General features: G+C 77.3%; 2 protein-coding genes. Both read right to left on the bottom strand.

From position 1 onward, the window contains the following. Positions 1-7,188: type I polyketide synthase (locus PV419_RS29740; protein WP_415925404.1), on the bottom strand; the 7,188-nt coding region annotated here is incomplete at its 3' end. Positions 7,189-7,214: 26 nt separating this feature from the next. Further along, positions 7,215-13,958, bottom strand: coding sequence for an SDR family NAD(P)-dependent oxidoreductase (locus PV419_RS29735; RefSeq protein WP_319694213.1), 6,744 nt, complete (start codon positions 13,956-13,958; stop codon positions 7,215-7,217). Between the last annotated feature and the right edge of the window lies 1 nt (position 13,959).

Here is a 13,959-nt window from a genome sequence, read left to right as displayed (position 1 = left end):
CGGCTGGGAGCGCAGCACCACGTCGGCGAGCGAGTGCTCCAGATGCGGGTCGAGCAGGGCGCACACCTCGTCGAACGCCTCCGCGAAGACCGGGAAACGTGCGTACAACCCCGCCCCCATACCAGGGCGCTGACTCCCCTGACCCGAGAACAGGAACACCGTCTGGCCCTTCCCGGGGGCGAGAGCGTCGGCGGCGTGCGCGACCAGGTTGGGGTGAGGCGCGCCCAGGGCCAGGGCGTTGAGGGCCTCGGCCATCTCCCGGTCGTCACTGCCGAGGACGACCGCGCGGCGTTCGAAGGCCGAGCGCGTCGTGGCCAGCGACCGGCCCGTGTCGGCGAGGGGCGCCGGGGCGTCGGCACCGTCCAGCCAGTCGGCCAGGCGGGTGGCCTGGGCGCGCAGTGCCTCCTCGCTGCGGGCGGAGAGCGGCCAGGGTACGAGGCCGGGCGTGGCGGCCGGGGCCTCGGCGGGTGTCTCGTCGGGGCCCTGTTCGAGGATGAGGTGGGCGTTGGTGCCGGAGATGCCGAAGGAGGAGACGGCGGCGCGGCGGGGACGCGCGCCGGTCTCCGGCCAGTCGGCGGGTTCCGTCAGTAGCCGGACGTTGCCGCTGTCCCAGTCGACGTGGGGGGAGGGCTCGTTCACGTGCAGGGTGGGCGGCAGTACGCCGTGCCGCATGGCCATGATCATCTTGATGACGCCGGCCGCGCCCGCCGCGGCCTGCGTGTGGCCGATGTTGGACTTGATCGAGCCCAGCCACACCGGCCGGTGCTCGTCGGGGCGGCCCTGGCCGTAGGTGGCGAGCAGGGCCTGCGCCTCGATCGGGTCGCCGAGCGTGGTGCCGGTGCCGTGCGCCTCCACGGCGTCGATGTCGCCCGGCGCAAGGCCCGCGCTGGCGAGGGCGGCGCGGATGACGCGCTGCTGGGAGGGGCCGTTGGGGGCGGTGAGGCCGTTGCTGGCGCCGTCCTGGTTGATGGCGGAGCCGCGCAGGACGGCGAGTACCCGATGGCCGTTGCGGCGGGCGTCGGAGAGACGTTCCAGCACCAGCAGGCCGGCGCCTTCGCCCCACCCCGTGCCGTCGGCCGTGGCGGCGAACGGCTTGCACCGGCCGTCGGCCGCCAGGCCGCGTTGCCGCGAGAACTCCACGAAGGTGTTCGGCGTCGCCATCACGGTCACGCCGCCGGCGAGCGCCAGGTCGCACTCGCCGCCGCGCAGCGCCTGCGCCGCCAGGTGCATCGCCACCAGCGAGGAGGAACAGGCGGTGTCCACGGTCAGGGTCGGGCCCTCCAGCCCGAAGGTGTACGCCACCCGGCCGGACGCCACGCTCGGCGTGCTGCCGGTCATGATCTGGCCCTCGTAGCCCTCGGGTATCCGGCCGAGGAACCGTGACCCGTAGTCGTCGTACATGATTCCGGTGATCACCGCCGTCCGGCTGCCGCGCAGCGTGGCCGGGTCGATGCGGGCGTGCTCGAACGCCTGCCACGCCGTCTCCAGCAGCAGCCGCTGCTGCGGGTCGGTGGCCAGCGCCTCGCGCGGGCTGATCCCGAAGAACCCGGCGTCGAACAGCGCCGCGTCGCGCAGGAATCCGCCCTGGCTGGTGTAGCTCTTGCCGGTCCGCTCGGGGTCGGGGTCGTACAGCTCCGCGACGTCCCAGCCGCGGTCCTGCGGGAACGGGCCGATGGCGTCGACGCCGTCGGCCACCAGCCGCCACAGATCGTCGGGGGAGTGGACGTCGCCGGGGTAGTGGCAGGCCATGCCGACGACCACGACCGGGTCCTGGTCGTTGGCGTTCCGCGTCGGCGAGGGGGCCGGGGCGGCGATGGCGGGTGCGGCGCCGAGGAGTTCGGTACGCAGGTGGCCGATCAGCGTCTCGGGCGTCGGGTAGTCGAAGATGGCGGTGGCGGGCAGGCGTACGCCGGTCGCGGCGTGGAGGGCGTTGCGCAGCTCCAGCGCGGTCAGCGAGTCGAGGCCCAGCTGCTGGAAGGTGCGGCCCAGCTCGATGGACTCCGGCTCGGGGTGCGCCAGCACGGCCGCGATCCGGCCGCGCAGCACCGCGCCGATGAGCTTGTCCTGCTCGGCCTCGGGCAGCCCCGCGAGCCGCCCGGCGAGCGAGGACGGCTCCTGGACGGCTGCCACGGCTGCCACGGCGGCGCGCGCGGGCGCGCGTACGAGGCGGCGCAGCAGCGGCGGCAGGGTCCCGGCGGCGGCCTGCTCGCGCAGCACGCCGAGGTCGAACCTGGCGGGCACCAGCACGGCGTCGCCGGTCGCGAGCGCCGCGTCGAACAGCGCGAGACCCTGCTCCGGCGGCATCGCCGCGGTGCCCGAGCGCGCCATCCGCGCCAGGTCGGCGGTGGCCAGGTGCTCCGTCATGCCCGCCCCGCCGCCCCACAGGCCCCAGGCCAGCGAGGCGGCGCGGGTGCCGTCGCCGCGGACGCGCTCGGCCAGGGCGTTGAGGAACGCGTTCGCCGCGCCGTAGTTGCCCTGCCCGCCGTTGCCCAGTACGGAGGCGGCGGAGGAGAAGAGGACGAAGGAGGCGAGGCCGGCGTCCCGCGTCAGCCGGTGCAGGTGCCAGGCGGCGTCCACCTTCGGCGCGAGCACGGCCTCCAGCTGCCCGGGCGTGAGGGAGGTGACGAGGCCGTCGTCGAGGACGCCCGCCGTGTGGACGACGGAGGTCAGCGGATGGGCGCCGGGGATGGCGTCGAGCAGCGCGGCCAGGGCCTCGGGGTCGGTGATGTCGCAGGACGCGACGCGCACCTCGGCGCCCAGCTCGGCCAGTTCGGCGGCGAACGCCTCGATGCCGTCGGCGGCCGGGCCGCTCCGGCTGACCAGCAGCAGGTGGCGGGCGCCGTGTACCTCGGCGAGGTGGCGGGCGACCAGCCGCCCGAGGGAGCCGGTGCCGCCGGTGACGAGGACCGTGCCCTCGGGGTCGAGCGGGGGCGGCGGCGTCTGCTCGGGGAGAGGGGCTCGGACGAGGCGGGGCGCGTACGCCTGCCCCTCGCGCAGCGCGAGGTGCGGCTCGGCGGCGGTGATGGCGGCGGGCAGTGCGGCGCGGGAGGCGGGGGTGTCGTCGGTGTCGACCAGGACGATGCGGTCGGGGTGTTCGGCCTGGGCGGCGCGCAGCAGGCCCCAGACCGCGGCGCCCGCCAGCCCGGGCGGCGCGTCGCCGGGGCCTGTCGCGACAGCGCCGGTGGTGAGGACGGCGAGGCGGGCGTCGGCGTCGTCCGACAGCACCTCGCGCAGCGGCGCGAGAACGCCGTGCGCGGCGGCGCGAACCCGTGCGGGCGGCTCGGCGTCCCCCTCGGTGGTGTCGGTGGTGTCGGTGGTGTCGGTGGTGCCGACGCTCAGCAGGATCAGACCGCCGGTCGCGCCGGGGTGGCGCGTCAGGCGCATCGCGGTGGGAAGTTCGCCGGTCAGGAGCACGTCGGCGCCGGCCTCGGGCGGCGCGGCGGGAAGCGCGAACGGCTCCCACTCCAGCCGGTACAGCGGCAGCGGCCCGCCGGGCGTGGCCGTCGCCGACCGCCACCGCTCGGCCGGGACGGTCCGCAGCGTCAGGCTCTCGATCGTGGCGACCTCGGCGCCCGCCTCGTCGGACAGCCGCAGCGTCACGCTGTCCGTGCCGGTCGGCGTGGTCTGCACACGCAGCCGGGACGCGCCGCCCGCCACGACCCGCAGCCCTCCGAAGGAGAACGGCAACCGGACCGTGCCGGGCGCGCCGCCCGCCTGGTCCTCGCCCGTGAACAGCTCGCCGATCGGGTGCAGCGCCGCGTCCAGCAGCGCGGGGTGGAGCGCGTACCGGGCGGCGTCGCCGCGCTCGCCGGGGCCGAGCGCCACCTCGGCGTACATCTCCTCGCCCAGCCGCCAGGCGGCGCGCAGCCCGGTGAACGCCGGGCCGTAGCGGTAGCCTTCGCCTGCCAGGCGCTCGTACAGCGCGTCGACGTCGACCGCGACCGCGCCGGGCGGCGGCCACGCGGCCGGGTCCGGGGCCGGGTCCGGGCTGGGAGCGGTGGCGAGCGTCGCGGTCGCGTGCCGCCGCCACGGGGCGGACGGCGGGACGCCGGAGCCGGCGTCCGCCCCGTCCGCGTCCTCGGCGGGACGTGAGTAGACCGTGAGGGCGCGCCGCCCCGACGGCTCGGCCACGCCCATCGCGACCTGCACGTCGACCGCCCCGGTCGGCGGCATCAGCAGCGGCGTCTCCAGCGTCAGGTCCTCGATGCCCGCGCAGCCCGCCCGTTCCCCGGCGCGCAGCGCCAGCTCCACAAAGAGGGTGCCGGGCAGCGGCACGGCGTCCACGATGGCGTGGTCGGCCAGCCACGGCTGCCCGGCCAGCGACAGCCGCCCCGTCAGCAGCAGCCCGCCGTCCGCCGGTTCCAGCGCGGCCCGCAGCAGCGGGTGGTCGCTCTCCTCAAGGCCCGCCGCGCGGACATCCGCCTCCGGCTGCGGGGCGTCACGCCAGTAGCGGCGGCGGTCGAAGCGGTACGTGGGCAGCTCGGTGGCCGAGGCGCCGGGCGGGAACGCGGCGGTGAAGTCGACGCCCTCGCCGTCCACGTGGAGCAGGGCCAGGGCCGTCAGCAGCGTGCGGGTCTCGTCCCGGCCGCCACGCAGCGCCGTGGCCAGGACCGTCTCGGTCGCGCCGTCCCCCAGGCAGTCCCGCGCCATCGCCGTCAGCACGGCGTCCGGGCCCAGCTCCAGGAAGCGGGCGACGCCCTCGGCGCGCAGCGCCGCGATGCCGTCGCGGAAGCGGACGGGCTGCCGGGCGTGCCGCACCCAGTAGTCGGGCTCGCACAGCTGCTCGGCGCCGGCGAGGGCGCCGGTGACGTTGGAGACGACGGCGATGCGCGGCGGGGCGTACGTCAGCGAGGCCGCGACCCGCCGGAACTCCGCCAGCATCGGGTCGATGCGCGGCGAGTGGAACGCGTGGCTGACCTTCAGCCGCTTGGTGCGGCGCCCGCGCTCCCGCAGCGTGCGGACGACCTCCTCGACCGCGTCCTCGTCGCCCGAGACGACGACCGACTCCGGCGCGTTGACGGCCGCGATGGCCACCCGGTCCTCACGCCCGGCCAGCAGCGGCGCGACCTCCGCCTCCGGCGCCTCCACGGCCGCCATCGCGCCGCCGGCCGGCAGCGCCGCCATCAGCCGTCCCCGGGCGGCGACCAGGCGGGCGGCGTCCGTCAGCGACAGCACGCCCGCGACGTGTGCCGCGGCGATCTCGCCGACGGAGTGGCCCGCGAGGTAGCCGGGGGCCACGCCGAAGGATTCCACCAGCCGGTAGAGGGCGACCTCGACGGCGAACAGCGCGGCCTGGGTCGCGTCCGTGCGGTGCAGCTCGTCCGCCGCACCGGCGGCGCCGGCCGCGAACACCAGCTCGCGCAGCGGGCGGGCGAGGCGCAGGTGCGGGTCGAGCGCCGCGCACGCCGCGTCGAGGGCGGCGGCGAACGCCGGGTACGCGGCGTACAGTTCCGCGCCCATGCCGGGGCGCTGGCTGCCCTGCCCGGTGAAGAGGAAGGCGCTGCCGCCCAGGCGCGCCGGGCCGGCCGCCCGCACCACGTCGGGGTGTCCCGCGTCGCCGTCCGCCAGCTCGGCGAGGCGGGCGCACAGCTCCGCGCGGTCCGCGCCCAGTACCACCGCCCGGTGGTCGAGCGCCGCGCGGCCGGCCGCCAGCGACCAGCCGAGGTCCTCGACCGGCACGTCCGGGTGCGCGGCCACGTGCTCCGCCAGGGCGGCGGCCTGCGCGGGCAGCGAGGCCGCGCCACGCGCGGAGACCACCCACGGCACCGTGGCCGCGGCGCGCGGCGGCCGGGGCCCTCGGGCCTCCTCGGGGGCGGGCTCTTCCGGGGCCTCCTCCAGGATCAGGTGGGCGTTGGTGCCGCTGATGCCGAACGACGAGACACCCGCCCGCCGCCGCCGGTCGCCCGGCCGCCACGGCACCGGCTCGGGCCCGGCCAGCAGCCGCACCGCGCCGCTGTCCCAGTCGACGACGGGCGTCGGCGGGCCGTCGTGCGGCAGGGGCGGCAGCGCGGCGTGCCGCATCGCCATGACCATCTTGATGACGCCCGCGACCCCGGCGGCGCCCTGGGTGTGGCCGATGTTGGGCTTGATCGCGCCGAGCAGCAGCGGGCGTTCGGCGGGGCGGTCCTGGCCGTACGTCGCCAGCAGCGCCTGCGCCTCGATCGGGTCGCCGAGGGTGGTGCCGGTGCCGTGCGCCTCGACCGCGTCGACGTCGGTGGGGGAGAGGCGGGCGCTGGCGAGGGCCGCGCGGATGACGCGCTGCTGCGACAGGCCGTTGGGGGCGGTGAGGCCGTTGCTGGCGCCGTCCTGGTTGATGGCGGAGCCGCGGATGACGGCCAGCACGCGGTGGCCGTTGCGGCGGGCGTCGGAGAGGCGTTCCAGCAGCAGCAGGCCCACGCCCTCGGCGAACGCCGTGCCGTCGGCCGCCTCGGCGAACGCCTTGCAGCGGCCGTCGGCCGCCAGGCCGCGCTGCCGCGCGAACTCGGTGAAGACGTACGGCGTCGTCATGACCGTCACGCCGCCGGCGAGCGCCAGGTCGCACTCGCCGCCGCGCAGCGCCTGCGCCGCCAGGTGCATCGCCACCAGCGAGGAGGAGCAGGCGGTGTCGACCGTCACCGCCGGGCCTTCCAGGCCCAGGGTGTACGCCACCCGCCCCGACAGCACGCTGGGCGCGTTGCCGGTGACGAGGTAGCCCTCGGCGGCCGGGTCGACGTGTGGCGTGCCGAAGCCGGGCAGCGCCGTCCCGGCGTACACGCCGACGGGCGCGCCCTTCAGCGACACCGGGTCGATGCCCGCCCGCTCCAGCGTCTCCCACGCCACTTCGAGCAGCAGCCGCTGCTGCGGGTCGACCGCCGCCGCCTCGCGCGGGCTGATGCCGAAGAACTCCGGGTCGAACAGGTCCGCGTCGTGCAGGAACCCGCCCTCGCGGGCGTAGGTGGTGCCCGCGTGGCCGGGGTCGGGGTGGAACAGCCGCTCCAGGTCCCAGCCGCGGTTGGCGGGGAACGCCGTCATCGCATGCCGGCGGCCGGCGACGAGGTCCCACAGCTCCTCGGGCGATGCGGCCCCGCCCGGGTACCGGCAGGCCATCGCGACGATGGCCACCGGCTCGTGCTGCCCGTCCTCCACCTCGCGCAGGCGTGCCCGGGTGTCGTGCAGATCGGCGGCGACCCGCTTGAGGTAGTCGACCAGCTTCTCTTCCGTCGCCTCGCTGGGGCTCATTGCACTCCGAGTTCCTTGTCGATGAAGTCCAGGACCTGGTCCGTGGTCGCGGCCTGGAGGCGGTCCGCCGCGCGGCCGGTGCCGTCGGCGCCCGGTGCGGCGGCGTGGGCCGCCTTCCACGCGGCGAGGAGCGACTCCAGGCGCTCCGTCACCGCGGCCGGGCCGCCGCCGTCGCCGTTCGCACCCGCCGCGGCGCCCAGGGCGGCCAGCGTCTCCTCAAGACCGGTGAGCTGGCCGAGCACCGGCGCGTAGACGTCCGCCGGCCGCGGAGCGGCGGCCGGGGCCAGCTGCGTCCGCAGGTGCTCGGCCAGGGCCACGGCCTCCGGGTAGTCGAAGATGACGGTGGCCGGCAGCCGCAGGCCGGTCGCGGCGGTGACGCGGTTGCGCAGCTCGACGGCGGTCAGCGAGTCGAACCCCAGCTCCTTGAACGCCGCGTCGGCGGGCACGGCGGCCGGATCGGCGTGCCCGAGCACGGTCGCGGCGTGCCGCCGTACCAGCTCCGTCATCAGCCGCCGCTGCTCCGCGACCGACAGGCTGGCCAGCCGCGCTGCCCAGTCCTCGACGCCGCTGGCGTTCCCGGCTCCGGCACCGCCGCCCGCGGCCGTCGGCCGCGCCGCCCCGCTCGCCGAGCGGGCGGCGGACGCCAGCCCCCGCAGCGGTGCGGGCAGGGCCGCCGGCGGCTGCGCGGCCAGGGCGCGCGGGTCGAGGTTCAGCGCGAGCAGCGCGGGCCGCCCGTGCTTCAGGGCCGCGTCGAACAGCTCGCCGCCCTCCTCGGTGCTGGTGGGCACGATGCCCTGCCGCGCGATGCGCGCCACGTCCGCCTCGGCCAGCCCGCCGGTGAGCCCGCTCGCGGCGGCCCACAGGCCCCAGCTCACCGAGACGCCCGGCAGGCCCTCGGCGTGCCGCCGCTCCACCAGGGCGTCGCAGAACGCGTTGGCGGCGGCGTAGTTGGCCTGCCCCGGGGTGCCGAGGGTCGAGGCGAAGGACGAGAACAGCACGAACATGCCCAGCGGCATCCCGGCGGTCGCGGCGTGCAGGTGGGCCGCTGCCGCCGCCTTGGCCGACCACACCTCGGCGAGGCGTTCGGCGTCCTGGGCGGGCAGCATCGCGTCGGCGGTGACGCCCGCCGCGTGGACCACGCCGGTCAGCGGGTGCGCCGGGTCGACGCCCGCGACGGCCTCCCGTACGGCGGCGGCGTCCCCCGCGTCCGCCGCGACAAGCCGCACCTCCGCGCCCAGCGAGGCCAGCCGGTCGGTCAGTTCCGCCGCGCCGGGGGCGTCGGGGCCGCGTCGGCTGAGCAGCAGCAGGTGCCGCACGCCGTGGGCGCGCACCAGGTGCTCGGCGATCAGGCCGCCGAGGGTGCCGGTGCCGCCGGTCAGCAGCACGGTGCCGGCCGGGTCGAGCGGGGGCGCGGCCTTCTCCACGTCCAGCACGAGCTTCCCGGTGTGGCGGGCCTGCGCGAGGTGCCGCAGCGCCTGCCGGGCCTGACCGAGCCGCCAGGCGGTGACGGGCAGCGGCGTGAATGCCCCCGAGGCGAACCGCTCGCCCAGCGCGGCCAGCAGCCGCCCCATGCGCTCGGGGCCCGCGTCCGCGATCAGGTCGAACGCCCGGTACGCGGCGCCCGCGTGCCCCCGCGCGACCTGCTCGGGGTCGCGGAGGTCGGTCTTGCCCATCTCGACGAACCGGCCGCCGTCGTGGAGGAGCCGGAGCGAGGCGTCGGTGAAGTCGCCGGCGAGGCTGTTGAGGACGACGTCCATGCGAGGGAAGGCGTTCTCGAAGTGGAGGTCGCGCGAGGAGGCGCGGTGGTCGGCGTCGATGCCCATGGCCTGAAGCACGCCGTGCTTGGCCGGGCTGGCGGTGGCGTAGACCTCGGCGCCGAGGTGGCGGGCGACCTGCACGGCGGCCATGCCGACGCCGCCGGCGGCGCCGTGGATCAGGACAGTCTCGCCGGAGCGCAGCCCGCCCAGCTCCACCAGCGCGTACCAGGCGGTGAGGAACGCCACCGGCGCGGCGGCGGCCTCCCGGAAGCCCCAGCCGTCCGGCACGGGTGCGACCATGCGGGCGTCGGCCACCGCCAGCGGGCCGAAGGCGTCGTCGAACAGGCCCATCACGCGGTCGCCGGCGGCCAGCCCGGTGACTCCGCCGGCGACCTCGGTGACGATGCCGGCGCCCTCGCTGCCGATGGTCGCGGTGGCGTCCGGGTACATGCCGAGGGTGATCAGCACGTCCCGGAAGTTGAGGCCGGCGGCGCGGACGGCGATCCGCACCTGGCCGGGGGCGAGCGGGGCGGCGGCCCGGGGGCTCGCCTCGGCCCGCAGGTCGTCGGGGCCCGTGCCGCCGCCGCCCGCCGTGACGCGCCAGGCACGCTCGCCCGCCGGCGGCGCCAGCTCCGCCTCCGCCTCGCCGTCCGCCCGCGCCATGCGCGGCACGAGCGCGCGCCCGGCGCGCAGCGCGAGCTGCGGTTCTGCTGCGCAGGCTGCTGCGCGCAGGGCGTTGAGCAGCGCGGCGGCGGGGGGAGTGCTGTCTGTCTTGTTGTGGGCGGTGAGGCTCATGCCGCTGGCCTTGGCGGTGGCCTCGTTGCCGTCGGTGGCGTCCGCCGTGAGGCTCGTGGTGTCGGCGGGGAGGTCGAGGAGGAGGAAGCGGCCCGGCTGTTCTGTCTGTGCGCTGCGGACGAGGCCCCAGACCGCGGCGGCTGCCGGGTCGACCGGCTCGGTGCCGGCGGCGTCCCCGGCCCGCATCGCCGACCGCGTGACGACGGCCAGCCGTGTGGCGTTCTCGTCCCCGGCCCGCGCCAGCCAGGTCTGAAGCAGCGTCAGGGTCCGCCGGACGGCGGCCAGGCCGGTGCCGGCGCCGGCCGGGTCCTGGCCGGTGATGGCCTCCGCCACCACGACGTCCGGCATGGCGGCGCCCGCCGCCACGGCGTTGAACAGCGCCTCGACGCCCTCGTGGCGCTCCGCGCCGGTCAGCTCCGGCAGGCCGTCGCCGAGCACCGCCACCGACACCGGCTCCGCCCCCGCCTGGGGGCCCGGCTGCGTCCACTCGACGGCGTACAGCCCGTGCGCGCCGCGCGCGCGGCTGGCCGCCCGCAGCTGCTCGACGCTGGTCTCGCGCAGCGCGACCGCCTCCGCGCTCAGCACCGGTGCGCCCGTCGCGTCCGCCACCAGCACCCGCAGCACGTCGCCAGGAAGCCGCGACAGCCGGACCCTGACCCGGGTCGCGCCGCCCGCCCACAGGGACACCCCGCTCCAGATGAACGGCAGCAGCACCGACCCGGCCGCGCCCGCGGCGTCGTCCAGGTGCCCGGCCAGCAGCACCGGCTGCATCGCCGCGTCGAGCAACGCCGGGTGGACGCCGAAGCCGCCGACTTGCCCGGCGGCCTCCTCCGGCAGCACCACCTCCGCCAGGGTGTCCTCGCCGTCCCGCCACACGCCGCGCAGGCCGCGGTAGGAGGCGCCGTAGCCGTAACCCGCCGCCTGGGCCCGCTCGTAGAAGCCGTCCACCGGCACCGGCCGCGCGCCCGGCGGCGGCCACGCGCCGTCCAGGCCGCGCGGGGGTGCGGGCTCGCCCACCAGCAGCGTGGCGGAGACGTGGCAGATCCACGCGTCCGGCCGCCCGGCGTCCTCCTCGGGACGGGAGTGGATCCGCACCGCGCGCCGCCCCTCGGCGTCGGCGGCGTCCACGACGACCTGAACCACGAGCCCGCCCGACGCCGGCAGCGCCACCGGCACCTGGAGCGCCATCTCCTCCACGCCCGCGCACCCGGCCTCGTCGGCCGCCCGCAGCACCCACTCCACCAGCACCGTGCCGGGCAGCAGCGCGACGCCCGCGACCAGGTGTTCGCCCAGCCAGCCCGCCCGCCCCGCCTCCGGCAGCCGCCCGTTGAGCACCAGCCCGCCGTCCGGCAGCCGCACCGCCGCGGGCAGCAGCGCGTGCCCGACCGGGGTCAGCCCGGCGCCCGCGATGACCGCCGCGCCGTCACCGGCCGCGCCCGGCTCGGTCGGCAGCCAGTACCGCTCCCGCTGGAAGGCGTACGGCGGCAGCGGCACCGCGCGTCCGGCCGCGAACCAGGCGTCCCAGCCGACGGGCGCGCCCGCGACGTGCGCCTCCGCCAGCGCCCGGCAGAGCCGCTCGGGGCCGCCCTCGTCGCGGCGCAGCGTGCCCAGCGCGATGGCCGCCGCGCCCGCGTCGCCCGCCGCCTCGAAGCACTCCTGCATCCCCGGCACCAGCACCGGGTGCGCGCTGGCCTCGACGAACACCCGGTAGCCGTCGGCCAGCAGGGCGTCGATCGCGTCCGCGAAGCGCACCGGCTGCCGCAGGTTGGTGAACCAGTAGCCGGCGTCCAGGCCGGCGGCGTCCATCCGGCCGCCCGTCACCGTCGAGTAGAACGTCACCGGGGAGGTGGCGCCCGACACGCCCGCCAGCACCTCGGCCAGCTCGCCCTCGATGCGGTCGACCTGCGGGCCGTGCGAGGCGTAGTCCACGTCGATGGCGCGCGCCCGCAGGCCGTCCGCCTGCGCGGCGGCCACCAGCTTCGCCACCTGCTCCGGCGAGCCCGACACCACCGTGGACGACGGGCCGTTCACCGCCGCGACCGTCACCTCGGGCGCGTGCGCGGCGGCCAGCTCCCGGGAGTCCTCGACGCCGCAGCCGAGCGACGCCATGGCACCGTCCCCGGCCAGCGCGCGCAACGCCCGGGCGCGCAGCGCGACCACGCGCGCGCCGTCGTGAAGCGTCATCGCGCCCGCGACGCAGGCGGCGGCGATCTCGCCCTGCGAGTGGCCGACGACCGCCGCCGGACGCACGCCGTACGACTCCCACACCGCCGCCAGCGACACCATCACCGCCCACAGCACCGGCTGCACGACGTCGACCCGGCCGATGTCCGCCGCGCCGGGCGCGCCGCGCAGCACGTCGGTCAGCGACCAGTCGACGTGCGCGGCCAGGGCGCGCTCGCAGGCGGCGACGCGTTCGGCGAAGACGGGGGAGGTGTCGAGGAGTTCGACGCCCATGCCGCGCCACTGCGAGCCCTGCCCGGGGAAGACCATGACCGGTCCCGCGCCGACCTCGCCGGCCACGCCGCGCACCACGGCCGGGCCGGGCTCGCCGTCCGCCAGGCCCGCGAGGCCGGCCAGCAGCCCGGCCCGGTCCCGGCCCACCACCACGGCCCGGTGCTCGAACGCCGTGCGGCAGGTGGCAAGCGACCAGCCCACGTCGGCGGCGTCCGGCGCCCGCCGCGTGAGGTACGCCGCGAGCCGCGCGGCCTGGTCCCGCAGCGCCGCCTCGCTCCGCGCCGAGACCGGCCAGGCCACCACGCCCGGCCGCTCGCGGCGTTCGGCGTCCTCGTCCGGGGCCGGGTCGGGCGCCTGCTCCAGGATCGCGTGTGCGTTGGTGCCGGAGACGCCGAAGGACGACACCGCTGCCCGCCGCGGCCTGCCGGTCTCCGGCCACTCCCGGGGCTCCGTCAGCAGCCGCACGGTGCCGTCGCTCCAGTCGACGTGCGGGGTCGGCTCGTCGATGTGCAGCGTCGGGGCCAGCTGGCCGTCGCGCAGCGCCATCACGGTGTGGATCGCGCCCGCGACCCCGGCGGCGGCGTGCGTGTGGCCGATGTTCGACTTGATCGAGCCCAGCCACAGCGGCCGCTCCTCCGGCCGCCCCTGCCCGTACGTGGCCAGCAGCGCCTCCGCCTCGATCGGGTCGCCGAGGCGGGTGCCGGTGCCGTGCGCCTCGACCATGTCCACGTCGCCGCCCGCCAGCCCGGCCGTCGCCAGCGCGTCCCGGATCACGTTCTCCTGCGCCACGTCGTTGGGCGCGGTCAGTCCGTTGGAGGCGCCGTCCTGATTGATGGCCGAGCCGCGCAGCACCGCCAGCACCTCGTGCCCGTTGCGGCGGGCGTCCGACAGCCGCTCCAGCACCAGCACGCCCGCGCCCTCGGAGAAGCCCGTGCCGTCGGCCGCCGCGGCGAACGGCTTGCACCGCGCGTCGGGCGACAGCGCCCGCTGGCGGCAGAACTCGGTGAACATCAGCGGCGTCGACAGCACCGTGACGCCGCCCGCCAGGGCCAGCGAGCACTCGCCGGCCCGCAGCGCCTGCGCCGCCAGGTGGATGGCCACCAGCGACGACGAGCACGCCGTGTCCACGGTGACGGCCGGGCCTTCCAGGCCGAGGGTGTACGCGACGCGGCCGGAGATGATGCTGGTGAGACTGCCGGTGGTGGCGTAGCCCTCGTAGCCGTCGGGGACGCGCGGCATGCCGGAGATGTAGTCCTCGCTCGACACGCCCACGTACACGCCGGTCCGGCTGGCGCGCAGCGTCTCCGGCACGATGCCGGCGCGCTCCAGCGCCTCCCACGACAGTTCGAGCAGCACCCGCTGCTGCGGGTCCATGGCCAGCGCCTCGCGCGGGCTGATCCCGAAGAACGCCGCGTCGAAGTCGGGCACGTCGTGCAGGAAGCCGCCCTGGCTGACGTAGCTGGTGCCGTAGTGGCCCGGGTCGGGGTGGAAGAGGCCCTCCAGCTGCCAGCCACGGTCGGCGGGGAAGTCGCCGATGCCGTCGCCGCCGGCGAGCACGAAGTCGCGCAGCTCCTCGGGCGACCGTACGCCGCCGGCGAAGCGGCAGGACATCGCGACCACCGCCACCGGCTCGTGCCGCGCGTCCTCCAGCTCCCGCAGGCGGGACCTGGTCTCGTGCAGCTCGGTGGTGACCCGGCGCAGGTACTCGACCAGTTTCTCTTCGCTGACCATG

The organism is Streptomyces sp. ME19-01-6 (genome assembly GCF_033793745.1).
Classification (GTDB): Bacteria; Actinomycetota; Actinomycetes; order Streptomycetales; family Streptomycetaceae; genus Streptomyces.
This window is presented reverse-complemented; position numbering and strand designations above follow the sequence as displayed.

Excerpts from the sequence above, each read along its gene's own strand:
- PV419_RS29735 (WP_319694213.1), bottom strand. The coding sequence starts at position 13,958 with ATGGTCAGCGAAGAGAAACTGGTCGAGTACCTGCGCCGGGTCACCACC.